The following is a 26,580-nucleotide window of genomic DNA, read 5'->3' as shown; positions in this document are numbered from 1 at the left end:
AGGTGTCAACCGTAGCGGGGTCGATCGTGACCGTCGCGGCGACGTCCCTGTTCCGGGTGTGTCGCGGCGCGCCGACGCCGGAGTGCGTTGCGGCGAACCGACCTTGGGCACGGGCGAAAAAGAATAGGATGAATACGGTCGTTCAGGGAGGTTTGCCATGGTCGCCGGGGACCGGGTCGTTGGCAGAAAAACCAGCGCGCGCGGGAAATCCGGCAGACCGCCCGATTCCGAGAACATCGGATTGATCGAAATACCGCACGACCATCTCCTCGATCGCGCACTCGATCTGATTCCGGAACGGCACCATATTCTCGCCAGGCCGCCCAGCGGCAGCGAAACCACCGCGGTGCACGGCGACGCCGGCCTGCCGTACCTGGGCCGGATGCTGCAATACATGCGGTGGGGGCCCGCCGAAATGATGGGCCGGTATCGGAAATACGGTCCGGTCTCGATGAATACCTCACTCGGGGTCGACCGGGTGCTCGTCGCGGGGCCCGAAGCGCTCGAGGAAGTGCTCGGCCGCCGCCGCCGCGATTTCGGCCAGGGCTGGGACTATTTCATCGGCCCGTTCTTCCGGCGCGGTCTGCTGTTGCTCGAGTTCGACGAGCACAAATTCCATCGCCGGATCATGCAGCAGGCTTTCACCAGGGACCGGCTGGCGGCCCATCTGGCGGCGCTGACCCCGGTGGTGCGCACCAGTATCGAGCGCTGGGTGCCGCAGGGCGACGCCGAACGGACCGTGCGCCTGTATCCGACGTTCAAGGAACTGACCCTCGATATCGCGGGGGAGATGTTCATGGCCGCCGACGTCGGACCGCAGCGCCGTGAGCTGGTGGACGCGTTCCTCGACTGCACGCACGCGGCGCTCGCGCTGATCCGGCATCCGGTACCCGGCGGCAACTGGCGGGCGGGCCTACGCGGCCGTCGCGTGCTGGAGGACTACTTCCGGGCGATGCTGCCGGACAAGCGGCGGACCGAGACGTCGGATCTGTTCTCCGGCCTGTGTCACGCCCGCAGCGAGGACGGCGGCGTGTTCGGCGACGCGGATGTGGTGAACCACATGATCTTCCTGATCATGGCCGCGCACGACACCACCACGACCGCGGCCACCGCGGTCACCTACTACCTGGGCAAGCATCCGGACTGGCAGCAGCGGGTGCGGGCCGAAGTGCTCGCGCTCGATGCCGAAACCGACGGTGCCGCACCGACTATCGCCGACCTCGAGGGCCTGCGCGATCTGGATCTGGTGCTCAAGGAGAGTCTGCGCTTGATGCCGCCGGTGCCCGGTCTGTGCCGGCGTGCGGTGCGCGATACCGAGGTCCTGGGCCACTACATTCCGGCGGGCACCCAGATCGACCTCGCCTATCAGGTCAACCATCTGCTCGCCGAATTGTGGACCGAGCCAGAGCTGTTCGACCCCGAACGGTTCAACGAGGAACGGCGCGAGGACAAATCGCATCGGCTGGCGTTCCTGCCGTTCGGTGCGGGCGCGCACAAGTGCATCGGCATGCACTTCGGCACGTTCGAGGTGAAGACGGTGATCGCCGCGCTGGTGCGTGCGTACACCTGGCAGATCCCCGACGACTATCGGATGCCCTGGGGTTTCACCACCATTCCGTTCCCCAGGGACGGGGCGCCGATTACCCTGCGGCGCCGCTGAACTCCCCGTCCCGCACCCGGAACGGGTGCGGGACAACAGGTATCAGCGTCCGGCGAACAGCATCTCCGCGACCTTGGTGTCGGTGGCCGCGCCGTCTTCGTAGCCGCCCGCGTTACCCATCGCGGTCATGATGGCCAGGGTGTACCGCTCGCCGGGACCCGCGAAGCCGACCGAGTTCACCACCCAGCCGCCCTGCTCCTCGGACCAGCCGTTCTTCAGGCCCGGCCGCATCGGCGCGCCCGCGCCCCACACGCCCCAGTGCTGGTTGCTGTCCACCGAGCGCATCCGGTCCAGCAGGTAGGCGCGGTCGTCGGGGTGCATCTGGTTGAGGATGTTGTCCATCAGCCGGTCCAGGTCGGCGGCGGTGCACTTCTGGAACGACCAGTCCGGGAACAGCGCGGTGTTGGTCGGCTGCGGGACCAGGGTGGCCATGCCGTTGGCGCGGAAGGCGTTGTTGAACGCCATCCGGTCCAGGCCCGCGTACTTGGCCCAGAGCACGTCGGTGGCGCGGTCGTTGGAGGTGGCCAGCATGGATTCCATCAGGCCGCGATCTTCCGGCGTCAGGTTGATCGCACCGACCCGGGCCCGGTTCAGCAGATCCTCGGCGATGGCGAGCTTGATGGTGGAGGCGGTCCAGACCGCGTTCTCCGCGTTCGCGTTCGCGTACACGCCACCGGAAACCCGGTCGCGCACAACGTAACCGGTGACGCCGGGGCGCCCCTTCAGGTAGTTGTCGACCTTGCTGATCCGATTGCTCATATCGCAGTCGAACCCGGATAGGCAGGCATCGGTATGCGCCAGCGGCACCGGCACGGCGGCCGCGTGCGGGAGCAGGGCGGGCGCGCTCGGGATGAGGATCGCCGCGGCGGCGAGGACACAGGCGGAGGCGGCCACACGGGGAACGGCGCGGGTGGCGGGCGACGGGTAACGCACGGTGGAACACGATCGCACATCGGAGCCCGAGACGCACGTCTTGAGCTGAAGTCCGGCTTGTGCTATCGCATCCGTTGCGCGCTTGTGCCCCAGCGGGTTTCAGCCATCCGCGGGTCGTTCAGCGGAACGCGGCCTGCAGTTCCTCTACTGTGCGGCCGTTCAGCCGGTAGCAGTGCGCGAACGCCTCGGAGTGCTGATCGCGCGGCCAGGAATGTAGGACGACGGTGCGGCCGTAGCCTCGCGAGTTGACGAGCTCCCAGCGGTCTCCCACGCGGCGGACTGTGAACCCGCCCCTCGGGACCAGGGGAATCACCATCGCATCCATGAACGCGAACCAGCCTTTCGGTGCTCTCTCGTTCCTCCCCGGATGAGCACTGTCGCACATCGGCGGCGCGGATCCGAGCGGACACGGCGAAGGAACGTGTTCTGGTGTGGTTTAACTCACTCCCCTTGCTGGGTAGACCATTTGGTCGCTTTGCCGCCCGGAGGGCGTGCGGCGGGCGATAGGCGCAGGTGGCCGGGCGTGGCGCGAGGTGAGTGAACGTGTTCGACGCAGGTCGGAAGCGATTCATGCTGTGACGTTCCGTTACAGTTAACATGCCGCAATCACGCGGCGCCGTTGTGGGCAGCATGCACAACCGGCCGAACGCTCGATGACGACGCGAGGCGGTGACCATGACCGATATCCGACGGATCTTCCGGGCCTGGTGGCGTGAGCGGGTCGACTACCGCTGGCTGGTCGAGACTTTCGCCTCGCACTCCGCGCTCGCGGCGCTCAAGCTGATGGTCGGTACCGCGGGCCTGGTGATGATGGCGATCACCCTGCTGGCGCTGGTCTCGCACGCCGGTCAGGCCGGGCCGGTCGGCGTCACCCAGGCGATCGCGGTGAGCGTGCTGGCCGGGCTGTGGACGCTGCGCTGGTGGCTGCTGCCGTGGCCGTCCGAGCGCGAGTCCCTGGTGTGGGTCGCGGCCATCGATATCGGCATCACCGCGAACAACATCCTGGTCCAGGACCGGCTGCTCGGCGCCTTGGGCATCGTCCTGCTGGCCACCACCGGCGGGTACGTGACGATCTTCCACGGGCCGCGGATCCTGGCCTGGCATCTCGGCTGGTCGCTGCTGTCGATCGTGCTGCTGGCCGTGCTGCTGGTGATCGGGAAGCCGGGGGACAACGCGCACGCCACCGGCGATCCGGCGCTGGCCGTCGGCGTGGTGCTGGCCAATCTCGCGGTGACCGGTGTGGTGCTGCCGGTCGTGCAGTTCTGTCACTGGCTGCTGCGACTGGACGCGCTGTCCGATCCGCTGACCCGCCTGCTGAACCGGCGCGGACTCGATTCCCGCCTCGCGCAATACGCGCATCGGGGACGAAGTGGTCCGATCTACGTCGTGATCATCGATCTGGATCGTTTCAAGGCCGTCAACGACACCGCCGGGCACTCGCTCGGCGACGAGGTACTGGTCCGGACCGCGGACTGCCTGCGCGCCGCGGTGCCGCCGGACGCCGTCATCGCGCGCACCGGCGGCGACGAGTTCGTGGTGGTCGGCACGCTGCGCGTGGAAGCGCTCGACGTGCTGGCCGAACGGATCCGGCACGCGATCGCCGCGACGGACACGCTGCCGATCCCGATCACCGCGAGCATCGGCACCGCGGTCTCGGATCACCTCGCGGGATCGACTGTGCGAGACCTGTTCCGGCGCGCCGATTCCGCCATGTACCGCGCGAAACAGCTGGGCGGCAACACCGTCATCGCCGGCCGTCCCGACGGAGCCGCGCAGATGGTGCTGGATTGAGCAGGAACCCGGCGGCCGCGTGCCGTGCCACGCGGTGAACCAGTGGATCGCTGTGCTGTGCGGGTGATCCGGCGGCAGACCGCAGTGCTGAGCCGGTGTCCGGCGGTGGGCCGCCGCGCCGCGCGGGTGACGCAATGGATCGCTGTGCCGCGCCGGTGATGCGGCAGTGGACTGCCGTGCTGTGCGGGTGATGCGGCGGTGGGCTGCCGTGCTGAGCTGGTGTCCGGCGGTGGCTGCCGTGCTGTGCGGGTGATGCGGCGGTGGGCTGCCGTGCTGTGCGGGTGATGCGGCGGTGGACTGCCGTGCTGTGCGGGTGATGCGGCGGTGGACTGCCGTGCTGAGCTGGTGTCCGGCGGTGGACTGCCGTGCTGTGCGGGTGATCCGGGGGTGGGCCGCCCCGCCGGGCTGGTGCTCCGGCAGCGGATGGGTCGACCGGCACGGCGCTTCGGCGGGTAGTGCGCTTGCCGCGCGGGGGTTGGGCGTATAAACGTGCGGGATGTCGCGTGGTCCCGGCGCGACCGAGGAGCCGCGCGAATTCCACCCCCGCAGTCCGTCACCGCACCGATCGAGAGGGCGCAGATGCCGTTGCACATCCACCGTGCCGAGCGCGCCGACGTGCTGGCGGACGAGTTGGCCGGGCTGCTGGCCACGCCGCTGCCGGACCCGTTCGCGGCGGAGGTGGTGGCGGTGCCCGCGAAAGGCGTGGAGCGGTGGCTGACCCAGCGCCTGTCCGGGGTGCTCGGCGGCTCCGGTGCGTCGGGTGCGATGGCGTTCGCCCCGTCCACCGGCGCCGCGTCGACCGACGGCGTGGCCGCGAACATCCAGTTCCCGTCGCCGGCCGCGCTGGTCACCGCGGCGCTGGCCGCGGCGAGCGGGGTCCGGCCCGAAGACGATCCGTGGGCGCCGGACAATCTGGTGTGGACCTTGCTGCGGGTGATCGACGCCTCGCTCGGCCAGCCGTGGTGCGCGGTGCTGACCCGGCATCTGGGCGCGCAGGACGGCACCGGACGCGATCATCGGATCGGGCGCCGCTACGCCACCGCCGCGCACCTGGCCGCGCTGTTCGACAGTTACGCGAGCCAGCGGCCCGCCTTGATCGTGGCGTGGGCCGCGGCGTCGGACACCGACGCTGCGGGCAATCCGGTGCCCGAGGATCTGCGGTGGCAGCCGGAACTGTGGCGGCGCCTGCGGGCCGAGGTCGGTACGCCGAGCCCGGCGGAGCGGCTCGACGCCGCCTGCGCACGGCTGCGCGCCGAACCGGAACTCGTACCGCTGCCCGCGCGCTTCTCGCTGTTCGGCGCGACCCGGCTGGCGACCGATCAACTCGCCGTGCTCAGCGCCCTCGCGCAGACCCGGGACATCCATGTGTGGCTCCCGCATCCGAGCCCGGTGATGTGGCGCGCGCTGAGCGAGACGCCCGCGGCGAGCACCCGCGCGGCCGATCGCAGCGCCGGGGCGGTGCAGCACCCGTTGCTCGCGGGGCTCGCCCGCGACGTGCGGGAGTTGCAGCAGCGCCTGGGCGGCGCGGTCGACACCGATACGCACCATCCGGTCGCGAATGCCGCTGAGTCACTGTCTGATTCAGCGGATACGACGTTGCTTCGCGCGATCCAGGGGGGCATCCGCGACGATCGGTGGCCGCCCGCCGCGGTCCGCGCGGGTGACGGCACGGTGCAGGTGCACGCCTGCCACGGTCCCGGGCGCCAGGTCGAGGTGCTGCGCGAATGCCTGCTCGGCCTGTTCGCCGCGGACGCCACGCTGGAGGCGCGGGACGTGCTGGTCATGTGCCCCGAGGTGGAGACCTACGCCCCGCTGGTCCGGGCGGCGTTCGGGCAGCAGAGCGCGGGATCGGCCGGGCCCGTACCGGATTCGGCCCATCCGGCGCACGGGCTGCGGGTGCGGCTCGCCGACCGCGGCCGCGGCATCACCAACCCGCTGCTGGCGGTGATCGGGGTACTGCTCGAGCTGGCCGACGGGCGGGTCACCGTCACCCAGGTGCTGGATCTGGCGGCGGCCGAAACCGTTCGGCGGCGTTGTGGTTTCGACGACGACGATATCGAGCGGCTGCGCGAGTGGGCCGCCGAATCGGGTGCGCGCTGGGGGATCGGTCAGCGGCAGCGGCAGGCCTTCGGCCTCGCCGACTTCGCGCAGAACACCTTGAACAGCGCGGTGGACCGGATCCTGCTCGGCGTGACCGCGGGCGAAACCTCCGAGGACTGGCTCGATCTCGCGTTGCCGCTGGACGACGTGGACAGCAACGATGTCGACCTGGCCGGCCGGTTCGCGGAATTCATCGATCGGCTCGCGGTGTGCCTGCGCGATCTGCGCGGCCCGCGGCCCGCGCACGAGTGGGCGGCGGTGCTGAGCCGCGCGCTGGAGCTGCTGACGGACGTACCGAATTCGCAGTCCTGGGTGCGCACCGAGGCGCGCACCGAACTCGCCGCCGCGATCGAGCGCGCGGGCGAGATCGATCTGCGCCTCGCCGACGTCGGGGTGCTGTTGCACGCGCGGTTGGCCGCCCGCCCTACCAGGGCCAACTTCCGCACCGGCGAGCTGACCGTGTGCACGCTGGTTCCGATGCGTTCGGTGCCGCACCGGGTGGTGGTGCTGCTCGGCCTGGACGACGACGTGTTCCCGCGGGCCGGCGGCGTGGACGGCGACGACGTGCTGGAGCGCGATCCACTACTCGGCGAACGGGATCCGCGCAGCGAGGATCGTCAGCTGCTGCTCGATGCCGTCCTCGCGGCCGAGGAAAAGCTGTTGGTGTTCCACACCGGGGCCGACCCGGTGAGCGGCGCACATCGCCCGCCCGCCATCCCGGTCGCTGAGCTGCTCGACGTGCTGCGGGCGCACGTCGGCGGGCCGGGCATGGACACGGTGGTGACGCGGCATCCGTTGCAGGGCTTCGACCGTCGCAATTTCCGGGCCGACGCGCCGTTCAGTTTCGACACGGTGGCGCTGGCCGGCGCGGTGTCCGCGGGACAGCCCGCGCAACCACGTCCCGCGTTCCTGCCCGAGCCGCTGTCGACACCGGAACTCGCCGATGTCGCACTGGCCGACCTGATCTCGTTCGTCGAGCATCCGGTGCGCGCGTTCCTGTGGCAGCGGCTCGGCCTGCGCGTGCCGGAACACGACGAGGACATCGCCGACCGGTTGCCCATCGAACTCGACGGGCTGGCCAAATGGGAACTCGGTGAGCGGCTGCTCGCCGCACGCCTGACCGGCGCCGACCCGGCGGCCCTGCGCGCCGCCGAATGGCGCCGGGGCACCTTGCCGCCCTTCGGTTTCGGCGCCGCGGTGCTGGACGAGGTCGAGCACACGGTGGACAAGCTGGTCCGCGCGTCGCAGGCCGACTACGCGGGCCCGGTGCGGGCGGTCGACGTCGCGGTCGATCTCGGCAACGGCCGCAGGCTCACCGGGACCGTGCCCGAGGTGCGCGGGGAAACCCTGGTCCGCACCACCTTTTCCCGGCTCGCCCCGAAACACCGGATCGCGGCGTGGGTTTCGCTGCTCGCCCTCGCGGTCACCGAGGATCGGTCCTGGCGGGCCGTCACCACCGGACGCGGCCAATTCGGCCGTCCCGCCTGGCGTTCGGAGATCACCGCGCCCGAAATGCCTGCCGCGCGCACGATCCTGCGTGAGCTCGTCGCGCTGCGCGACGCCGGGCTCACCGAGCCGTTGCCGATCGCGCCGGGCGCCACCGCCGCGTATGCCGAACGCCGTTTCCGCGGCGCCACCGTCGAGGAGGCCGTCGTCGCCGCGGAGCGCGAGTTCAACGGCGGCCCGAACGGACCCGGCCCGTTCGGCGACCACACCGACCGCCACCTGCGCTACGTGTGGGGCCCCGCGCCGCGCCTGGAACACCTGATGGAAATCCCGGCCCAGGCCGGGGAGCCCGGCGAGACCACCCGCTTCGGCGCGCTCGCCCGGCGCCTGTGGGCCCCCTTGCTGACCGCGGAAAGCCAGGGTCAGCCGTGAGCGGTGCGGCTGTGCGACGCGTCATGCGTGTCGGTGGGCCGGATGTGCGCACCGACCGGGCAGAATGGCCCTTTCGGCGGGTCGAGAGGCGGGTGTTCGCGTGACCGTGCAAGACACCTCGTTCGTGGTGCCCGAGGTCGACGGGCCCGACGCCTTCGAACCCTACGGCCCGCTGCCCACGGGGACGACCGTGCTGGAGGCGAGCGCCGGAACGGGCAAGACGCACGCGATCGTCGGGCTCGCGGTGCGGTATGTCGCCGAGGCGGTAATCGATGTCGCCGAACTGCTGCTCGTGACGTTCAGCCGGGCCGCGACGCAGGAGCTGCGTGAGCGAACCCGGGATCGGTTCGTGCTGGTCGCGGCCGGTCTGGCGGATCCCGAGCTGGCCCGCGCGCACGCCGACGACCTGGTCCGCTATCTGGCACAGGCGGACCCGGCGGAGGTGCGGCGCCGGCGCGCCCGCCTGCTCGCCGCGCTGTCGGATTTCGACGCGGGCACCATCGCGACCACACACAGCTTCTGCCAGCGGATGCTCGACGAACTCGGTCTCGCCGGCGAGCACGACCCGGGCGCGCGGCTGGTGGAGTCGGTCGACGAATTGGTCGGCACGGTCGCCGACGACCTCTACCTGAATCGGTACGCCCGTGCCGAACCGCCCTTCACGGTGAAGGAGTCACACACCCTGGCACTGGCCGCCGTACAGGATCGGCACGCCATGCTGGTGCCCGCCGGGGAATCCGCGGCGGGGGAGCGGGTGGCGTTCGCGACCGCCGTCCGGGCCGAAACCGAACGCCGCAAACGGCTGGCGGGGCTGCGCGACTTCGACGACCTGCTGGTGCTGCTGCACGAGGTGCTCGCCGATCCCGACCACGGTCCCCGGGCCTGCCGGCGCATCCGCGCGCGCTACCGGGTCGCGCTGGTCGACGAGTTCCAGGACACCGACCCGCTGCAGTGGGACATCCTGCGCCTCGCCTTCCACGGCCACACCACGATGGTGCTCGTCGGCGACCCGAAGCAGGCGATCTACGCCTTCCGCGGCGCGGAGGTGCTCAGCTACCTGGACGCGGTCGCGCACGCCGACACCCGCAAGGAGCTCACCACCAACTGGCGCAGCGACGCGGGGCTGATCGCCGCGCTGGACCACCTGCACGGCGGTGCGGCGTTGGGGCACAAGGAGATCAGCGTCTACCCGGTCGCCGCCACCCGCCCGTGGTCGCGGCTGAACGGACCCGGCGAACTGTGCACTCCGCTGCGGGTGCGGTGCCTCACCCGCACCGGCGCGGGCCCGCTGAACAAGTCGGGGTTCCCGGCCGTCGGCCGGATGCGCGCGAAGGTCGCCGACGACCTGGCCGCCGATATCGTCCGGCTGCTCGAGTCCGGGACGACGCTGGACACCACCCCGCACCGGCCCCGTAACTCGTCGAACGACGCTGAGCAGCAACGGAATACGGCAGACGCGGACGGTGACGCACTGCCGCCGGAGTATCGGCCGATCGGTCCCGGCGATATCGCCGTGCTGGTCCGGACGCGCTCGCAGATCGACGTCGTGCGAGCGGCACTGGACCGGGTGGGCGTGGCCTCGGTGCTCGCCGGTGGCACCAGTGTGTTCGCGACGAGTAGCGCCACCGATTGGCTCTGGGTGTTGCGCGCACTCGAACAGCCGCACCGCGCCGACCGGGTGCGCCTCGCCGCCTGCACCCCGCTGCTCGGTGTCACCGCCGCCGAGATCGACAGCGGCGGAGCGGATCTGGTCGGACGGGTGAGCGCGCAATTGCGCGACGCGGCCCGGTTGTTCGCGCGCGCGGGTTTCGCCGCCGTCTTCGAGAAGATCTCGGCCGAAGCCGATCTCGCGCATCGGCTGCTCGCGGTCGAGAACGGCGAGCGTCAGCTCACCGACCTGCGCCACGTGGCGCAGCTGCTCGATCAGGTGGCGCTCACCGAATCGCTCGGGCTCACCGCGCTGACCCGCTGGCTGGCCGACCGGGTGCGTGATCCCGCCTCGGGCACGGTCGCCGACCGCAGTCGCCGGCTCGACCGCGACGCCGCGGCCGTGCAGATCGCCACCGTGCACGCCAGCAAGGGCCTCGAATTCCCGATCGTCTACTTGCCTTTCGCCTGGGACAACGCGAAGAACCCGTATCCGGCGACGCTGCTCTTCCACGACGACAACGGTGCGCGGGTGCTCGACGTCGGCGGTCCCGACGCGTCCGGCTACGCGGAACGCAAGCTGCGCAGCGAAGCCGAGGAGGCGGGCGAGGAACTGCGCCTGCTCTATGTCGCGCTGACCCGCGCCATGTGCCAGGTCGTCGCCTGGTGGGCGCCCGCGATCACCACCGCCGCCTCGCCGCTGCACCGGATGGTGCTCGGCAGGCCCGACGGGGGCGACATGGTGCCGCCGCGCGCGTCCGTTCCCGCGGATACCGCTGCGCCAGGGCTGCTTTCGGCCTGGGCCGGGGGAGCGGGGGCGGCCGTCTCGGTGACCGCGGTGGCGGGTACCGAGGACGTGACGATCCAGCGGGTGCGCAACGAGCGGGAGAGCGGCGAACTCGCCGTCGCGCGCTTCGACCGCACCCTCGACCAGAACTGGCGCCGGACTTCGTATTCGGCGTTGACCGCCGCCGCGCACGGACCCGCCGCGGTCGCGCCGGAACTCGAACCCGAGGACGGCCGGGAGCCCGGGGACGAGCCGGAGGACGCGCCGGTCGCCGCGCTCGAGGAGGTGTTCGGTGGCGTGCCCTCGCTGATGAACGCGCTGCCCTACGGCGCGGAGTTCGGCACCCTGGTGCACGGCGTGCTGGAGCTGATCGATACGGACGCACCGGATCTGGCCGCCGAGGTGAGCGAGCGGTGCCGGGCCGTGATCGGCGAACTCATGGCCGAGGTGGACCCCGACCTGCTCGCCGCGGCGCTGCTCGCCGTGCTGCGCACGCCGATGGATATCGGCGCGCTCGCCGGCATCTCCAGCCGGGACCGGTTGAACGAACTGGAATTCGAGTTGCCGCTGGCCGGCGGTGACGCGCCGCGCGCCGCCGCGGCGACGCTGCGCCGGATCGCCGATCTGCTGCGCGCGCAGCTACCTGCTGACGACGACCTCGCCGGGTACGCCGACCAGTTGGCCACGCTCGACGATCTTCCGCTGCGCGGCTATCTCACCGGCAGCATCGATGCCGTGCTGCGGGTCGCCGACGGCGCCGGCACCCGTTACGTGATCGTCGACTACAAGACCAACCGACTGGGCACCGGCGATCTCACCGTCGAGCACTACACCCGCGAGCGGATGGCCGCCGAGATGCTCCGCTCGCACTACCCGCTGCAGGCGTTGCTGTATTCGGTTGCCCTGCACCGCTATCTGCGGTGGCGGTTGCCCGGCTACGACCCGGCCCGGCACCTCGGTGGCGCCCGCTACCTGTTCGTTCGCGGCATGGTCGGCGCCGAAACCCCGCCGGGTCACGGCGTATTCGACTGGGATCCGCCCGCGCCGCTGATCGTCGCGTTGTCCGAGCTGCTGGCCGGGGATGTGCGGTGAGCGCAGACAGCACCACCCGGGCCGCGGCCGCGCGGCGGCGATGTGTATCCGGCGAGCGGAGGCCGCGGTGACCTCGATCCAGTTGGCGCAGCGCGGAACCGGGCTGTTGCGCACCTTCAACGAGGCGGGCGTGCTCTCGGCCGCCGACGTGCACGTCGCGGTGCGGCTCGGCCGTTTGGGGCGGGAGGAGACCGGCGAGGTGCTGTTCGCGGCCGCCCTGGCCGTGCGCGCGGTGCGTTCCGGCTCGGTCTGTCTCGAGCTGTACCGGATGCGCGAGATCGGCATCGACGCCGACGAGACCTGGGACACCGGCGAGCGGATCGACCCGGCGACCCTGCCGTGGCCCGATATCGCGGCGGTCGTGGCCGCGCTGCGGGTGAGTCCGCTGGTGACCGGCGGTCCGGCGGGCCCGTTGCGGCCGTTGCGGCTGGTCGAATCGCAGGGCCGCGACGATTCCGGCCCGCTGCTCTACCTCGATCGGTATTACCAGCAGGAGCAGACCGTGCGCCGGGTTCTCACCGAGCGCTCCGGCGACCACCCCGTGGTGGACCCGAATATCGTTCGGCGCGAACTGGATCGGCTGTTCGACGCGCCGGCCGACGGGACGCCGGACCGGCAGCGGCTGGCCGCCGCGCTCGCCGCGACGCACTGGACCACCGTGGTGGCGGGCGGTCCGGGCACCGGCAAGACGCACACCATCGCGCGCATCATCGGCCTGCTCGACGCGCACCGCAAAGCCAATCCCAAACTCCCCGCGCTGCGGATCGCGCTGGCCGCGCCGACGGGCAAGGCGGCGGCCCGGTTGCAGGAGGCGGTGCGCGAACAGGCGGCGGCGCTCGGGCTGCCCGATCTGACGGCCGCCACGCTGCACCGGCTGCTCGGCTGGCAGCGCGGCCGCACCACCCGGTTCAAGTATCACGAATTCAACCGCCTGCCCTACGACGTGATCGTCGTCGACGAGACCTCGATGGTGTCGCTGACCATGATGAGCAGGCTGTTCGCCGCGCTGCGCCCGGATACCAGGCTGGTGCTCGTCGGCGACCCCGACCAGCTCGCCTCGGTGGACGCGGGCGCGGTGCTCGCCGACCTCGTCGCGGGACCGGTCGCGGGCACGCCGAATCCGGTGCTGGATCAGGTCCTCGGCGCGGATTCGCCGGAATCGGCCGCGCCGGAACAGCATCCGGCCGCCCTGAGCGTGCTGGAGCGCACCCGGCTGCGCGGCGGCATCGTCCGGCTGACCCGGGGCCGCCGCTTCGGCGGCCGGATCGCGGACCTCGCGGTGGCGGTCCGTGCGGGCGACGCCGACACCGCGCTCGAGCTGCTGCGTGCGGGTGGGGACGAGCTGTCGCTCAGCGCACCCGACGAAATGGCCGCCGTGCGTGCCGATGTCGTGCACGCCGCGCGTGCGGTCACGGCCGCGGCGCTCGACGGGGACGCGGCGGGCGCGTTGACCGCGCTGGAATCGCACCGGCTGCTCTGCGCGCACCGGCAGGGTCCGTTCGGTGTCGAGCGCTGGGATCGGATGGCGGCCGAATGGGCGGCCGCCGGGGGAGCAGGGCCCGAATCCCACCATGCGCCTTGGTATCCGGGGCAGCCGCTGCTCGTCACCGCGAACGATCACGAGGCGCGCATCTACAACGGTGACACCGGCGTCGTGGTGCGCATGGCCGACGGGTCGCTGCGTGCCGCGCTGCAACGCGGCAGCGAGCCGTATCTGGTGCACCCCACCCAGTTCCCGGCCGTGGTCACCGTGTTCGCCATGACCATCCACCGCAGTCAGGGCAGCCAGTACGACACTGTCTCGGTGGTGCTGCCCGAACCGGAGTCGACCCTGCTGACCAGGGAGCTGCTCTACACCGCGATCACCCGCGCCCGCCGCCACGTCCGCATCATCGGCACCGACGAGTCGATCCGGGCCGGCATCGCGCGCCGCGTGCTGCGCGCCAGCGGGTTGTCCCGGACCGCCGGGGCGGACGGGCGGTGACCGGCGGATCTCACGTTTCCGGCGGCCCGCGCGTCTACCCGGTGTGAGATTGCCTCCGTTCGAGGAAGTGGTGGCCGAGTACGGCCCGATGGTGCTGCGTGTCTGCCGGGCGGTGCTCGGCCCGACGGACGCGGCCGACGCATGGTCGGAGACGTTCCTCTCCGCGCTGCGCGCCTACCCCGACCTGGACGCCGACGCGAACATCGAGGCCTGGCTGGTCACCATCGTGCATCGGCGCGCGATCGATGTCGGGCGCGCACTGACCCGCGCGCCCGTCCCCGCCGAGACGCTGCCCGAGCGACCCGCGGCGAGCCCCGACCCGGCGGATTACGACCCCGACCTCTGGGCCGCCTTGAAAGCGTTGCCGCCCAAGCAACGTCAGGCGGTCGCCTACCACTACTTGGCAGGCCTGCCGCATGCCGAGATCGCCCGGTTGCTCGGCAATTCCACCGACGCCGCCCGCCGCGCCGCCGCCGACGGCCTCAAAACGCTGCGCAAGCTCTACCCGAAGGATGAGACATGATGGCCACCATCGACCGTGGCGACCCGGACGGCCTGTTCGACGGCCTCGCGTCCGGCGACGCCGAGCTGCTCGCGGTGCTGCGGCGCCGGCTGGCCGAACAGGCGCAGGACGCGGACCTGCTCGACGTCGCCTACCGGACCGTGGATACCCCCGTCGGCACGCTGCTGCTCGCGGCCACCCCCGCCGGGTTGGTGCGCGTCGCCTACCCCAACGAGGACCACGACGCGGTGCTGCATTCGCTGGCCGAGCGGGTCAGCCCCAGGGTGCTCGCGGCACCCGCGCGGCTCGAGGCCGCGGCCCGCGAGCTCGACGAGTATTTCGCCGGTGCGCGAACACATTTCGATCTGCCGCTGGATCTGCGGTTGACGGCCGGTTTCCGGCGGCAGGTGATCGAGCAGCTGAGCGCGATCGGCTACGGCCGCCGGGAAAGTTATGCCGCGGTCGCGGCCGCGGTCGGCAATCCCCGCGCGGTGCGCGCCGTCGGTTCGGCGTGCGCGCACAACCCATTGCCCGTGGTGATCCCGTGCCACCGGGTGGTCCGCAGCGACGGCTCGATCGGGCAGTACGTGGGCGGCAGCGCCGCGAAGTCCACGCTGCTCACCCTCGAAGCCGCATGAATTCCCCTGCCGCGCAGGCCGAGTGCCGCGCGCCGACAACCCGCTGAACTCTGGAGGCGGTATGACCGACACGAAAACCACTGCTGCACCGGCTGATCGTGTGGCCGCACAATCCTGGCCCGCCCTCCTCGAGGAAATCGACGCGTACGGCTGCGCCCAGACCGGCCCCCTGCTGACTCCGGACGAATGCGCCGAGTTCACCGGAATGTGGGAGGACCCGGGGCGGTTTCGCTCCACCATCGATATGGCCCGCTACCGCTTCGGCCAGGGCACCTACCGCTATTTCGCCGATCCGGTACCCGAGCCGATCATGGCACTGCGCGCGGCGTTCTACCGGAAGCTGTTGCCCGTCGCGCGTTCCTGGGCCGAACGGCTCGGCGATCCCGCGCCGTGGCCCGACGATTTCGCGGACTGGCTCGCCGCCTGCCATGCCGCGGGGCAGACCAAGCCGACGCCGATCCTGTTGCGCTACACCGCGGGTGATTGGAACGCGCTGCACCGCGACCTCTACGGTGACCTGGTTTTCCCGTTGCAGATCGTGCTCGGCTTGGACCGGCCGGGCGTCGACCACACCGGCGGCGAGTTCCTGCTCGTCGAGCAGCGCCCGCGCGCCCAGTCGAAGGCCACCGTCACGGTGCTCGAACAGGGCCACGGTCTGATCTTCACCACCCGCGACCGTCCGACGCCGTCCAGTCGCGGCTGGTCCCGCGCGCCGGTCCGGCACGGCGTCAGCCGGATTCGCGGCGGGGTCCGGCACACGCTGGGCCTGGTCCTGCACGACGCGCAATAGCGCTCGGATGTACACGCTGCTGGACGGCGCGGGCCGCCCGTACCGGAGCCCGGTCCCGGGCCGGTACGGCGGCCATCGGCGCGGCAAGCTCTACGGGCGACTCGACTGCCCGTCCGCGCTGCGCGCGCTGGCGCGTGGCGCCTACCGTGCGCACCGGGTGTTCTTCGCCGACGAGGCCACCGCGATCAGCGCGGGCTACCGCCCGTGCGCGGTCTGTCTCCCTGAGCGGTACGCGGTATGGAAGGCGTTGCAGCAGAACGGCTCCGAGTGATCTCACGTTCCGGCCCGGCCGCGCGTCTACCTGGCGACGAGATCGAACAAAGGAGTCAGGTATGAATACCGCCGCCCGCACCGTGCACGCCTCGGTCCTGGGGAACCTGCGTCTGGCCGCGGGGCCCGCGGGTCTCACCCGCGTCGCGTTCACGAGCGCACCGGCCGTCGCGCCGACGGCCGAGAACTCCTGTGCCCTGGAGTATCTGCTCGCCGCGGTCCGTCAGATCGACGCCTATCTGGCGGGCACCCGTCGCGAATTCACCGTGCCCCTGGACCGTTCCGCATGGAGCGCCTTCGATCGTGACGTGCTGTCCGCGCTCGAGACCGGCACCCCGTACGGGCACACCACCACCTACGGCGCACTGGCCCGCGCGCTCGGACGTGGTCCCGCCGACGCCCGCAAGGTCGGCGGTGCGCTCGCCCGGAATCCGATGCTGCTGTTCATCCCGTGCCATCGGGTACTCGGCGCGGGCGGTGCGCTCACCGGTTACGCGGGCGGGTTGCCCGCGAAACGCGCGCTGCTCGACCTCGAATCCGCAGATCTCCGTTTGCCCTTGGCGGTCTGACCCGGCGGTGGCGAGCGCCGAGCTACTTCCGAACGGAGACGGTTGCGGCGGCACCCGGTGTCGAAGTCCTGCGGGCGCACCACGTTCGCAGCCGAAGCAAACTTTGGCGAAGGCCCTAGGCGCCGATCGCGCGCGCCAGGTGCGGCCACGAGTCGTGCAGGTCGGTCTCGAACTGTCCCCAGGTGTGCGCGCCTTCGGGCCGGTTGACGTGGATCACCGGCAGTCCGAGCTGGGTCAGCCGGGCCGCGAAGGCCGCCGTGCACGAGCTCGCGATCGCTTCGACCGGCGGGAACGGCAGGCCGCCCTCGTCGATCGCGCCCGGCGTGCCGGTCGCGGCGGACAGGTAGATCGTTTTACCGGCGAGCGCGGCCGCGTTGGCGAAGGCGTCGTGCACCCGCCAGATCGCGTCGCCGGGCGCGCCCCACATATTGGCCGTGTTCGCGCCGCCCCGTCCCACCTGCGCGTTGATCATCGCGGTGCCGAGCGCGTCGGCGGTCCACGGGCAGCCGCTGTACGCCGCGACCGCGCTGTAGAGGGGGCCGGACTGGATCGCGAGATCCACCGCCGAGCCCGCGCTCATCGACACCCCCGCGATCGCGTTGCGCCCGGTGCTGCCGAGCCGGGCGTCGAGCACGCCGGGCAGTTCCTGGGTGAGGTAGGTCTGCCACTTGTTGCGGCCGATCACCGGATCGTCGGCCACCCAGTCGGTGTACAGGCTGAACTTGCCGCCCACCGGCATCACCACGTTGACGTGCTTGTCCGCGAAGAACTCTCGTACATCGGTGTCGTCCCACCAGGAGATGCCGTCTTCGCCGCCGCCGATGCCGGTGAGCAGGTACAGCGTCGGCGCGGGCCCGCCGGCGGCCCGGATCACCCGGTTGCTGATCACGCGATCCATCGCGGGCGAGTACACGTCGATCCGCGAGATGGTGTCGGCCAGCGGCACCTCGTCCACCAGGCGCGCCTGCGCCGCGGCGGGCCGCACGGCCAGCACGGTCAGCACCAGGCAGGCGGCCAGCACCCCGGCCGCGGAGATCAAAGACTTTGAAACCGGCATGGTTTCGCTATACCGCCGGATGATCATGATGAAACCCCCTGTGCCGCGACCCGATCCAGAGCTGCCCGGCCGCCGCTGCTCGGCCACGGGACGAATCATCCACGTACACCGTGCCGTACCTCCGCGCCGCAGTTACCGTCCGGCTTCCAGGCTACGAGCCGGGGCGGCGACGCGGTGGCCCTGAGAAAGAGGGGCACCACAATCCGGGTCGGGCTCGGCGTCCGCCGGTCCGGTCCGTCCTGCAATACGCTGCTCTTCCGAGATCGGGCGACCGGAGGACCTATGACCAGTGACCAGCAGCCGGCCGGGCGCAAGAAGGACGCGGCGGGCACCAGGGCCGCGATTCTGGCGGCGGCCCAGGAGCTGTTCGCCGAGCGCGGCTACGAGCGCGCCACGGTGCGCGATATCGCGGCGCGCGCCGAGGTGAATCAGGCGTTGCTGTTCCGGTACTTCGGTAACAAGGACGAGCTGTTCCGGGCGGCGCTCGCCGATCGGGAGCGGCGGGTGCTCGAGCAGGGGCCGGCCGAAACTCTGCTCGGCCGGGTGCTCGCACGGGCGTTGCAGTCCGAGGGCGAACCGGCCCGCGGCAACTGGCTGCAGGCCGCCTTGCGCTCGAGCGGCCACGACGAGGGGGCCTCGGCGATCCGGCGGGAACTGGGCGACGACTACGTGCGCGCGCTCTCTTCGCTGAGCGACGACCCGGACGCGGAATTGCTGGCCGATCTCGTGCTGGCCTGGGTGCTCGGGATCGGGCTGATGCGGTCGGTGCACCGGCGCGAACCGCTGGCGAGTGCCGATCCCGCGGTGGTTGCCCGGCATGTGCTGCGCGCGGCGCAGGTGCTGCTCGCCGGAGTCGACGTGAATTTCCCTCCGCCGTAACGGAATCCGTCCGTTGACTGGGCACTGTGAGCTGCCTAACATGGGATGAATGTAAGCGCGTGCTTACATCGCCCAGTGCCGGCGTCGGGAAAGGGAGAGCTCATGACCGCGAGTGCCGAGGTTCGCCGATACCCCTTCGGTGAGCCGTTCCGTCTCGATATCGACCCGCTCTACGCGAAGTTGCGCCGCGAGGAGCCGATCACCCGCGTCCAGCTGCCCTACGGTGGTGCGGGCTGGCTGGTGACCCGCTACGAGGACGTCAAACTCGTACTCGCCGACCAACGCTTCAGCCGCAGCGCGGCGGTGGAGCGCGAGGACATCCCGCGGGCCACACCCGAACCCGCGCGCCGCAATTCGCTGCTCAGCATGGACCCGCCGGAGCACAGCAGGCTGCGCAAACTGGTGGCCAAAGCGTTCACCGGACGCCGCGTCGAGCTGTTGCGCCCGCGCGCGCAGGAGATCGTGGACGAGCGCCTGGCCGCGATCGAACGGCTCGGCCCGCCCGCCGATCTGGTCGAACAGCTCGCCCTGCCGCTGCCGGTCACGGTGATCTGCGAAATGCTCGGTGTCCCACCGCGCGACCAGCATCGGTTCCGCGACTTCTCCGACACCGTGCTGTCCACCACCGCGTACACGCGCGAGCAGATCGCCGCGGCGCGGGTGAATCTGGAGGCCTACCTCGCGGAGTTGGTCGCGCAACGCCGGGCCGAGCCGACCGACGACCTGCTCGGCGCGCTGGTCGCCGCCCGGGACGACGAGGACCGGCTGACCGAGGACGAATTGGTCAATCTCGGTATCGGACTGTTGATCGCGGGCCACGAGACGACGGCCAACCAGCTGGCGAACTTCACCTATGTGCTGCTCACCAACCCCGGTCAGTGGGAAATGCTCTGCGCCCGGCCGGATTCGGTACCCGCGGCGATCGAGGAACTGCTGCGCTACGTCCAATTGGGTTCCGGCGGTTCGTCTCCCAGGATCGCCACCGAGGACATCGAACTCTGTGGCGTCACCGTGCGCGCGGGGGAGGCCGTCTTCGTGAACACCCAGGCCGCCAATCGCGACGAGGCCGTGTTCGCCGACCCGGAGACCCTCGATCTGGCCCGGCAGCACAACCCGCACTTGGCTTTCGGGCACGGCGTGCACCACTGCCTCGGCGCGCAACTGGCCCGGGTCGAGCTCCAGGTGGCGCTAGGCTCGTTGCTGCGGCGGTTCCCGACCTTGCGCCTCGCGGTGCCGATCGAGGACGTGCCGTGGAAAACCGGCCTCCTGGTGCGGGGGCCGAAGTCGCTACCGGTGAGCTGGTGAGACTCATGACCGAGCAGAAATGGCAGATCACAGTCGACCGAGAGCAATGCCTCGGTTCCGGGATGTGCGTCGGAATGGCGCCCGAACACTTCACCCTGGTCGACGGACGCTCCAGCCCGATCGCCGACACCGTCGCTCCGGACGAATTCGTCGTCGACGCCGCCGAATCGTGCCCGATCGAGGCGATCCGGGTGCTGGCCGCCGACACGGGCGAGGTCATCGCACCCGGTCCCTGACCGCGATTACCTGCGGCGATAGGGTGAATCTCACGTTGCGCCGACGGTCGGTCCCGTCTTACTGTCGATCCGCGTGCCGAGTTGGATGACCAGGAGAAGTCCGACCTGAGGCGGTGACCCGATGGCCGACGGGCGATCGATGTTTCGAACGTGGTGGCAGGACCCGGTCGACTATCGCCGACTGGTCGAGACCTTCGGGTCCCATTCGGCGCTGGGCCGATTCAAATTCATGCTCGGCGCCGGTGGGATCGTCATGCTGACCATCGCGGTGCTCGCTTCGATCGCGCAGGGGGACGTGGCCGGTCCGGTCGGCGAGGTGCAGGGCATCGTGGAAGCCCTCGTCGCGGGCGCCTGGACGGTGCGCTGGTGGTTCCTGCCGTGGCCGCGGGAGAAGGAGTCGCTGCTCTGGATCGTCTTCTTCGATCTCGACACCGCCGCCAACGACGTGCTGGTGCACGACCGGGTCGTCGGCGTGCTCGGGGTGGTGCTGCTGGCCGCGATCGGCGCGTACGTGACCGTCTTCCACGGTCCGCGGGTGCTCGCGCTGCATATCGGCTGGACGCTGCTGACGAGCGTGGTGCTCGCGACGTTGATGGTCCAGGGCGCGCTGGCGGACAACGGGCCGACCACGCGCACGGCCGATCTCGCCCTCGGTCTCGCCGTGGTGCTGGTGATGATGGTCGTGGTCGGCGTGATGCTGCCGTTCATCCAGTTCAGTCACTGGCTGCTGCGCAAGGACGCGCTCTCGGATCCGCTGACCGGGCTGCTGAACCGGCGCGGGCTCGACAACCGGCTGCCGTCGTATCTCGGCCACGGCCGCCGCGGCGCCGCCTACGTCGCCACGCTGGACCTGGACCGTTTCAAGGTCGTCAACGACACCTTCGGGCATCCGTTCGGTGACGAGGTCCTGGCGCGCACCGGCGAACGCTTACGCGCGGCCGCCGACGCCGACGCGCTGATCGCGCGCACCGGCGGCGAGGAGTTCGTGGTCGTCGGCTATCTCCGCGAGGACCCGGCGACGGTCGGCGAGCGGTTGCGGGACGCGCTCGCGACCATGCCGGGCCTGCCGGTGCGGATCACGGCCTCCGTCGGCGTCGCGGTGCTCGATCCGTGTCATCCCAAGGCCGTCTACACCCCGGCGCTCTACCGCGAACTGCTGCGCGGCTCCGACTCGGCGATGTACCGGGCCAAGCGGCTCGGCGGCAACGCCGTGGTACTCGCCGAGCAGAACGAACCGAACTCGGCCCGGCCATGGCGCGTCCCGGACCGGCGCGCCATGGCGGACCTGCGGTGGCATCCGGAGATGCTGTACCGGGGTTGAGGCTCAGTTGCCTTGGGCGGCAGCGGAAACCGGCTGCCACTGCTGCCAGAGCGCGAGCCGGGACTCGTATTCCGCGGTCGCGATGGACAGCGGGATCTCGCCGAGGAACATGCGCAGCGGCGGCTGGTCCGCGTCGACGACCGCCAGGATCGCGGCGCCGGTCGCTTCGGGATCACCGGAGCGCTGCACGGCCCGCTGTGCCGCCCGGCGCTCCCGCGCCGCGTCGTAGGCCGGGTTGGGGGTGGCGTGCTTGGACGACGGACCGGCCCAGTCGGTACCGAACCCGCCGGGTTCGATCAGCGTCACGTGGATGCCGAACTCCGCGACCTCCTGGGCCAGCGACTGCGAGAACGCCTCCAGCGCCCACTTGGACGCGTGGTACGCGCCGAGGTTGATGAACGCCGCGATGCCGCCGATGCTGGAGACCTGCAGAATGTGGCCGCCGCCCTGGGCGCGCAGGATCGGCAGCGCCGCCTGGGTGACCCACAGCGCGCCGAACACGTTGGTCTCGAACTGGGCGCGGAACTCGTCCTCGGTCAGCTCCTCGATCATGCCGAACTGCCCGTAGCCCGCGTTGTTGACGACCACGTCGAGCCGGCCGAAGTGCTGTGCGGCCTGCTGTACCGCGGCGAAGTCGCCCGCCCGATCGGTGACGTCCAGCCGGATCGGCAGGAACGTCTCGGGGTAGCGGGCGGTGAGATCGTCGAGCGTGCTCAGGTCGCGGGCGGTGCCTGCCACGCGGTCACCGCGGCCCAGTGCGGCAAGCGCCCATTCTCGGCCGAAACCACGGGAGACGCCGGTGATGAACCAAATTTTGCTCATGAATGCACGGTAGCCAGCTGGAGTGCACTCCAAGCAAGGATGGAATGCGTCACGGCGCCGGAGACTCGGCGGCGGCCGGTCAGTCGCCGTCGGCGGGTGGTGCCCGGCCCGCGCGCGTTATGCTCGCCGTCGATCAGCGTGCGTTCGACGGGAAGGATCGTAGTGTTAGGGGTGGGTGACACATTCGCCGACTACCTCGTCGACGGTGTGCTCGGACAGGGTGGGATGGGCACCGTGTACCGGGCCCGGCATCCGCGGCTGCCCCGGCTGGTCGCGCTGAAACTGCTGCATCGGGCGATCTCGGAGGATCCGGAACTGCGCCGCCGGTTCGAGCAGGAAGCCAATGTCGTTGCCCGCCTGGAACATCCGGGCATCGTCGGTATCTATGATCGCGGTACGCAGGACGGGCACCTGTGGATCTCCATGCAGTACGTCGCCGGTACCGATGCGGCGCGGATGAATCCGCGCGCCACCGCGCCAGCGCAGGTCGTGCGGCTCGTCGCCGAGACCGCCGACGCGCTCGACTACGCGCACAGCCGCGGCGTGCTGCACCGCGACATCAAACCCGCGAATATCCTGCTGGCCGAACCGGACTCCGGGCGCGGGCCGCGGGCGATCCTCACCGATTTCGGCATCGCCCGCCAGCTCGACTCCGACACCAAGCTGACCGCCACCGGCACGTTCACCGCCACCCTCGCCTACGCCTCACCCGAGCAGCTCTCCGGCGAGACGATCGATCATCGCGCCGACCAATATTCGCTCGCCTGCACGCTTTTCACACTGCTGGCCGGACAGGCGCCGTTCCCCGCGACCAACCCTGGCCAGATCATCGCGGGCCACCTCGCCAAACCGGTGCCGCGACTCAGCGACAGCCGCCGCGACCTACCCCGGGCGCTGGACGAGGTGATCGGCCGCGCCATGGCCAAGCAGCGGCACGAAAGATTCGCCACCTGTAGCGAATTCGCGCAGGCGGCGGCCGCCGCGCTGCATCGGCCCGTGGCACCCGCCGCTCGGCTGTCGCCGACGATGCACAACGCACGGCCCGAGTCCGCGCGATCCGAACCCGTGCGGGCAGAACCGCAGCGACCGCACCCGCAACGTTCGGAACTCCAGCGTTCGGAACCTCAGCGATCTGAATCCCAGCGCGCCGAGCCGCAGCGTCCCGAGACCCGCCGGGCGACGGTCGTGGACGGCGATCCGCAGCGTCGGGTCGTCCCGACGATGGTCGCCCACTCGCCGAGTGCGGCCGGGCCCGGTGGTGCTTCGGTCTACCCCTGGAACATGTCGCCGGTGGGCGATCCGCCGCCGCCCTCGGGCGCGACCGCGCGGACCGCCGCCGTGCTCGCCGGGTTGTACGGCTTGATCTCGTTGCTTCCTACGTTCGCCGCCGCGACCGAACTGCGGTCGGGCAGGCAGCGGGGGCCCGGCTTCGACTTCACCTTCGAATACCTCGCGCTCGGTTTCGTCGGCGCGTTGCTGTCGGTCGTACTGATCTTCGGTGCCGTGGCTTTGCTGGCGCGCAAGCGGATCGGCCGCACGGTGGTGGTCGGTGGGTGCGGCCTCGCCGTGCTGGCCGCGTTGCTCGGCTTGGCGGTCAGTGTGGCGAACCACTACCCGATCGGCCGGACGTTCTGTGGCGGCGGGCTGGTCCTGTTCCTGATTCCGCTGTGGTGCGCGCTCGCTCCCGCGACCGGTCGATGGCTCGCCTATCGACGTCCCGCTCGCCGCTGACAGCTGCCCGGCTCGCTAGGGTAGCGGTGTGTTTGCCTGGGAGACTTCACGCGGCGGCCGCCTGCCACTTGCCTGTCGGCCACCTTGCGCTCGCACGCTTCGATGATGTCGAGAATGAAGATCAGCCGCGGTCTCCTCATCGCTGTCGCGGCACTGGCCGTGACCATCGGCAGCACCGCGACGGGACCGGTTCCGGTAGCGGCGGCGGCCTCGAACGCGGAGCCGAGTTTCGAGGTGAAGCTCAATCTGGTCGCCGGGGCGCTGGACGCCTCCGGCGCGCCGAACGCGGACGTGCGCACCACCTTCGGGCTCGGCGGCAGCGCCAAGGCGCTCGCCTATGAATACTTCGACACCGCGCCGCTGGACCTGAACGACGCGGGCTGGAGCGTGCGGTTGCGGCACAAGGACGGCAGCTCGTTCGACCTCAACTACAAGAAGCGTTTCCCGGTCGCCGACGGTGATCTCGACGCCGCGCTGACCAAGGCCAACCAGCAGGGTTTCGACTCCTCCGACACCAACTACGACGCGCAGGTCGACTGGACCTACGACAAGATGACGTTGAGTTTCGCGAACAAGAAGTCCGCGTCGGCGAAGGGCTATCAGGGCACCGCGTTGCCCGCCGCGGCCGAGGCGCGCAAGATCCTGGTCGATCAGATTCCCGGGAAGTTGCAGAACTGGTCCGGCTCGAACTGGGGTAAGAACAAGCTCGCGGACTCCCGGCCGCACGGTCCGGTCCAGGCGAAGAGCTGGTCCGGCAGCTGGCAGGGGGCCGACCTCGACGTGGAGGTGGTGCCGGTGCGCAACGCCGCGGGTGACGGCACCGAGACGATCATCGAACTGTCCTTCAAGACAGACACTTCGGCGCGGGCGAGCGCGTTGCGCGACCAGGCGATCAGTACGTTGCGGTCCAAAGGCTGGCTGGCCCCGACCGACGTGCTGAAGACCGACCTGATCCTGCACCGGTACTGAGCCGCGCAGCGGCATGCCATGCTGGCGGCATGGAGTCGCCCGAGGCCGAGATACTGCGCATCCTCGACCGCGTGCTCGCCGTCGTGCGTGCGGCGCCGCAGGACCTGAGCTGGCAGGCGCGCTACTCGGACGAACAAGAACTCATCGATGACCTGAGCGACTACGCCGGGCGGCTCCGGCTGCACGACCTGAGCCGCCTGGACGAGCTCCGATTCGAGTTCGCGCCCACCGGTTCGCTCTGCGAGATCGCCGCGAGCAGCGGCTGGCTCGACCTCTACACGGTGCTCGGCAATCGCTTCGACGAGCTTTACGCGCAGCTGCGCAAGCCGGCGGACGGCGCGTGAGTTCTTACCTGATTTTGCCGCCGCCCTGCCGGAGGTTTGCGCGGCGGCGGTGAATATCGAACGCAGCACCGGCGATCCGCGCCGGGCCGATCGATGCGGAGTTCACCATGCGCAGTGCCGTTGCCCTCGTGCTCGCCTTGACCGCGACCCTCGCGGTGTCGGCCTGTTCGTCCGGTGGCTCGGACCAGCAGGCCGGCGCGCCTGCCACCCCCTCGGTCACCGCCACGCAGCCCGGCCGGTTGCCCACGCCCACCGGACAATTCGCGATCGGACGGGACGTGCTGCATCTGGTCGATCCCGCCCGGGACGACCCGTGGACACCCGGCACCCCACGCGAACTCATGGTCAGCATGTACTACCCGGCACGGGCCGGTGCGGGCGCGTTCGAGCCGTACGCGAGCGCCGCCGAAATCCCGGCGCTGCTCACGGGTTCGGCGCTCGACCAAGAGATCCCTGCCGAAACCCTTTCTGCTGTACGCACACACAGTGTCGCGGGCGCGCGGCCCGTGGACGGTACGTACCCCCTCGTCGTGTTGTCGCCGGGCCTCACCGCGCCGCGCTACACGCTCACCGCGTTGGCGGAGGAACTCACCAGTCGTGGCTATGTCGTCGCGGCGGTAGACCACGCGGGCGAATCGTTCGGCACCGAGTTCCCGGACGGCCGCCTGTCGACTTGCGTTGTGTGCCAACGCATCGAGGCAGGCCTACCGCTGTCGGCGGTGGTCGAGACCAGGGTCCGCGACGTGACGTTCCTGCTGGATCGGCTCACCGGCGCGCAGCCGAGTTGGGCGCACGCACGGATGATCGACACCGACCGGATCGGGATGGCCGGTCACTCCCTCGGCGGTGCGGCCGCGGCCGCGGTCATGGCCGCCGATCCACGGGTACGAGCCGGGGCGAACATGGATGGGAGCTTCTTCGACGACACTTCCGCACCGGGTGTCGGCGATCGGCCGTTCCTGCTGTTCGGCACCGACGCCGAAACCCGCCCCGGCGGCCATGATTCGAGCTGGGACCGCGCCTGGCCCGCGCTGCGCGGCTGGAAGCGCTGGCTGACCGTCGTCGGCGCCGACCACAATTCCTTCCTCGACACCCCGGCGCTGCTCGGCGCGGACGCCGCGGCCACCCCCGCACTCCCGGGCCACCGTGCCGTCGAGATCACCCGCGCCTACGTCGCCGCCTTCTTCGATCAGCATCTCCGCGCGCTGCCGCAGCCGCTGCTCGACCGGGCAGCCCCCGCGTTCCCGGAGATCCGCTCGTACACCCCGTGACGGA

General features: G+C 70.7%; 22 protein-coding genes. 18 read left to right on the top strand and 4 right to left on the bottom strand.

The features are described 5' to 3' along the window. Nucleotides 1-241: 241 nt before the first annotated feature. Entirely contained in the window at nt 242-1,660 is a 1,419-nt protein-coding gene (locus O3I_RS27585; protein ID WP_237748140.1) for a cytochrome P450, read from the top strand. A 42-nt stretch (nt 1,661-1,702) separates the two neighbouring features. Here the strand turns inward: O3I_RS27585 and O3I_RS27580 are convergent, their stop codons facing one another. Both O3I_RS27580 and O3I_RS27575 read right to left on the bottom strand, forming a co-directional pair. Continuing rightward, entirely contained in the window at nt 1,703-2,593 is an 891-nt protein-coding gene (locus tag O3I_RS27580) for a tat pathway signal sequence (protein ID WP_041562914.1), read from the bottom strand. Nucleotides 2,594-2,711: 118 nt separating this feature from the next. Next, complete coding sequence (locus tag O3I_RS27575) at nt 2,712-2,864, bottom strand: hypothetical protein (protein ID WP_226887278.1); 153 nt, start codon at nt 2,862-2,864, stop codon at nt 2,712-2,714. 404 nt (nt 2,865-3,268) lie between these two features. Between O3I_RS27575 and O3I_RS43050 the strand changes: the two genes are divergently transcribed. From O3I_RS43050 to O3I_RS27530, 9 genes are all read left to right on the top strand, one after another. Continuing rightward, nucleotides 3,269-4,384 (top strand): GGDEF domain-containing protein, encoded by a 1,116-nt coding sequence (locus tag O3I_RS43050; protein WP_014986288.1) that lies wholly within the window; start codon nt 3,269-3,271, stop codon nt 4,382-4,384. Between the two features lie 579 nt (nt 4,385-4,963). Next, on the top strand, nt 4,964-8,362 hold the full coding sequence (gene recC / locus O3I_RS27565) for an exodeoxyribonuclease V subunit gamma (RefSeq protein WP_014986287.1): 3,399 nt from the start codon (nt 4,964-4,966) through the stop codon (nt 8,360-8,362). A gap of 100 nt (nt 8,363-8,462) precedes the next feature. Further along, the gene (locus tag O3I_RS27560) at nt 8,463-11,888 is read left to right on the top strand and encodes a UvrD-helicase domain-containing protein (RefSeq protein WP_014986286.1); all 3,426 of its coding nucleotides are present in this window, start codon (nt 8,463-8,465) and stop codon (nt 11,886-11,888) included. Nucleotides 11,889-11,955: 67 nt separating this feature from the next. Beyond that, nucleotides 11,956-13,872 carry an exodeoxyribonuclease V subunit alpha gene (gene recD, locus O3I_RS27555; RefSeq protein WP_014986285.1) on the top strand — a complete coding sequence of 639 codons (1,917 nt, stop codon included), beginning with the start codon at nt 11,956-11,958 and terminating at the stop codon, nt 13,870-13,872. Between the two features lie 49 nt (nt 13,873-13,921). Beyond that, nucleotides 13,922-14,395, top strand: a complete 474-nt coding sequence (locus O3I_RS27550; protein ID WP_041562913.1) for an RNA polymerase sigma factor — start codon at nt 13,922-13,924, stop codon at nt 14,393-14,395. After that, a complete protein-coding gene (locus tag O3I_RS27545; protein WP_014986283.1) occupies nt 14,395-15,012 on the top strand; it encodes a methylated-DNA--[protein]-cysteine S-methyltransferase in 618 nt (205 codons plus the stop codon). Before O3I_RS27550 ends, O3I_RS27545 begins: the two co-directional genes overlap by 1 nt. A gap of 61 nt (nt 15,013-15,073) precedes the next feature. Continuing rightward, nucleotides 15,074-15,802 (top strand): 2OG-Fe(II) oxygenase, encoded by a 729-nt coding sequence (locus O3I_RS27540; RefSeq protein WP_014986282.1) that lies wholly within the window; start codon nt 15,074-15,076, stop codon nt 15,800-15,802. A 7-nt stretch (nt 15,803-15,809) separates the two neighbouring features. Beyond that, nucleotides 15,810-16,073 carry an Ada metal-binding domain-containing protein gene (locus O3I_RS27535; RefSeq protein ID WP_014986281.1) on the top strand — a complete coding sequence of 88 codons (264 nt, stop codon included), beginning with the start codon at nt 15,810-15,812 and terminating at the stop codon, nt 16,071-16,073. Nucleotides 16,074-16,134: 61 nt separating this feature from the next. After that, the gene (locus O3I_RS27530) at nt 16,135-16,641 is read left to right on the top strand and encodes a methylated-DNA--[protein]-cysteine S-methyltransferase (protein WP_014986280.1); all 507 of its coding nucleotides are present in this window, start codon (nt 16,135-16,137) and stop codon (nt 16,639-16,641) included. Between the two features lie 115 nt (nt 16,642-16,756). Here O3I_RS27530 and O3I_RS27525 read toward each other — a convergent pair whose 3' ends face one another. Beyond that, complete coding sequence (locus tag O3I_RS27525) at nt 16,757-17,698, bottom strand: alpha/beta hydrolase (RefSeq protein ID WP_041564447.1); 942 nt, start codon at nt 17,696-17,698, stop codon at nt 16,757-16,759. Between the two features lie 282 nt (nt 17,699-17,980). On the opposite strand from O3I_RS27525, the gene O3I_RS27520 reads away from it, so the two are divergent. From O3I_RS27520 to O3I_RS27505, 4 genes are all read left to right on the top strand, one after another. Further along, nucleotides 17,981-18,577, top strand: a complete 597-nt coding sequence (locus O3I_RS27520; RefSeq protein WP_014986278.1) for a TetR family transcriptional regulator — start codon at nt 17,981-17,983, stop codon at nt 18,575-18,577. A gap of 102 nt (nt 18,578-18,679) precedes the next feature. Further along, nucleotides 18,680-19,882, top strand: coding sequence for a cytochrome P450 (locus tag O3I_RS27515; protein WP_014986277.1), 1,203 nt, complete (start codon nt 18,680-18,682; stop codon nt 19,880-19,882). A gap of 5 nt (nt 19,883-19,887) precedes the next feature. Further along, on the top strand, nt 19,888-20,118 hold the full coding sequence (locus tag O3I_RS27510) for a ferredoxin (protein WP_014986276.1): 231 nt from the start codon (nt 19,888-19,890) through the stop codon (nt 20,116-20,118). A 121-nt stretch (nt 20,119-20,239) separates the two neighbouring features. Then, nucleotides 20,240-21,439 (top strand): sensor domain-containing diguanylate cyclase, encoded by a 1,200-nt coding sequence (locus tag O3I_RS27505; protein ID WP_014986275.1) that lies wholly within the window; start codon nt 20,240-20,242, stop codon nt 21,437-21,439. A gap of 3 nt (nt 21,440-21,442) precedes the next feature. Here O3I_RS27505 and O3I_RS27500 read toward each other — a convergent pair whose 3' ends face one another. Continuing rightward, a complete protein-coding gene (locus tag O3I_RS27500; RefSeq protein WP_014986274.1) occupies nt 21,443-22,261 on the bottom strand; it encodes an SDR family oxidoreductase in 819 nt (272 codons plus the stop codon). A gap of 171 nt (nt 22,262-22,432) precedes the next feature. Between O3I_RS27500 and O3I_RS43045 the strand changes: the two genes are divergently transcribed. The 4 genes from O3I_RS43045 to O3I_RS27480 all read left to right on the top strand — a co-directional run bounded on the left by O3I_RS43045 (nt 22,433) and on the right by O3I_RS27480 (nt 26,576). Continuing rightward, nucleotides 22,433-23,992 carry a serine/threonine-protein kinase gene (locus O3I_RS43045; protein ID WP_014986273.1) on the top strand — a complete coding sequence of 520 codons (1,560 nt, stop codon included), beginning with the start codon at nt 22,433-22,435 and terminating at the stop codon, nt 23,990-23,992. A gap of 114 nt (nt 23,993-24,106) precedes the next feature. Beyond that, nucleotides 24,107-24,961: a hypothetical protein gene (locus O3I_RS27490; protein WP_014986272.1), complete on the top strand. Its 855-nt coding sequence runs from the start codon at nt 24,107-24,109 to the stop codon at nt 24,959-24,961. Nucleotides 24,962-24,990: 29 nt separating this feature from the next. Further along, nucleotides 24,991-25,305, top strand: coding sequence for a hypothetical protein (locus tag O3I_RS27485; protein WP_014986271.1), 315 nt, complete (start codon nt 24,991-24,993; stop codon nt 25,303-25,305). A 107-nt stretch (nt 25,306-25,412) separates the two neighbouring features. Continuing rightward, on the top strand, nt 25,413-26,576 hold the full coding sequence (locus O3I_RS27480) for an alpha/beta hydrolase family protein (protein WP_014986270.1): 1,164 nt from the start codon (nt 25,413-25,415) through the stop codon (nt 26,574-26,576). The last annotated feature ends 4 nt before the right edge of the window (nt 26,577-26,580 follow it).

It is taken from the genome of Nocardia brasiliensis ATCC 700358, from assembly GCF_000250675.2.
Lineage (GTDB): Bacteria > Actinomycetota > Actinomycetes > Mycobacteriales > Mycobacteriaceae > Nocardia > Nocardia brasiliensis_B.
Note: the sequence above shows the minus strand (reverse complement) of the source record. Positions and strands in the feature narration are given on the sequence as shown.

Bases quoted from the DNA above. Each gene is read 5' to 3' on its own strand.
- O3I_RS27490 (WP_014986272.1), top strand. From the start codon at position 24,107: ATGAAGATCAGCCGCGGTCTCCTCATCGCTGTCGCGGCACTGGCCGTG.
- O3I_RS43050 (WP_014986288.1), top strand. From the start codon at position 3,269: ATGACCGATATCCGACGGATCTTCCGGGCCTGGTGGCGTGAGCGGGTC.
- O3I_RS27535 (WP_014986281.1), top strand. From the start codon at position 15,810: ATGTACACGCTGCTGGACGGCGCGGGCCGCCCGTACCGGAGCCCGGTC.
- O3I_RS27525 (WP_041564447.1), bottom strand. From the start codon at position 17,698: ATGCCGGTTTCAAAGTCTTTGATCTCCGCGGCCGGGGTGCTGGCCGCC.
- O3I_RS27545 (WP_014986283.1), top strand. From the start codon at position 14,395: ATGGCCACCATCGACCGTGGCGACCCGGACGGCCTGTTCGACGGCCTC.
- O3I_RS27515 (WP_014986277.1), top strand. From the start codon at position 18,680: ATGACCGCGAGTGCCGAGGTTCGCCGATACCCCTTCGGTGAGCCGTTC.
- O3I_RS27500 (WP_014986274.1), bottom strand. From the start codon at position 22,261: ATGAGCAAAATTTGGTTCATCACCGGCGTCTCCCGTGGTTTCGGCCGA.
- O3I_RS27530 (WP_014986280.1), top strand. From the start codon at position 16,135: ATGAATACCGCCGCCCGCACCGTGCACGCCTCGGTCCTGGGGAACCTG.
- O3I_RS27540 (WP_014986282.1), top strand. From the start codon at position 15,074: ATGACCGACACGAAAACCACTGCTGCACCGGCTGATCGTGTGGCCGCA.
- O3I_RS27510 (WP_014986276.1), top strand. From the start codon at position 19,888: ATGACCGAGCAGAAATGGCAGATCACAGTCGACCGAGAGCAATGCCTC.
- O3I_RS27505 (WP_014986275.1), top strand. From the start codon at position 20,240: ATGGCCGACGGGCGATCGATGTTTCGAACGTGGTGGCAGGACCCGGTC.
- O3I_RS27520 (WP_014986278.1), top strand. From the start codon at position 17,981: ATGACCAGTGACCAGCAGCCGGCCGGGCGCAAGAAGGACGCGGCGGGC.
- O3I_RS27485 (WP_014986271.1), top strand. From the start codon at position 24,991: ATGGAGTCGCCCGAGGCCGAGATACTGCGCATCCTCGACCGCGTGCTC.
- O3I_RS27480 (WP_014986270.1), top strand. From the start codon at position 25,413: ATGCGCAGTGCCGTTGCCCTCGTGCTCGCCTTGACCGCGACCCTCGCG.
- recC (WP_014986287.1), top strand. From the start codon at position 4,964: ATGCCGTTGCACATCCACCGTGCCGAGCGCGCCGACGTGCTGGCGGAC.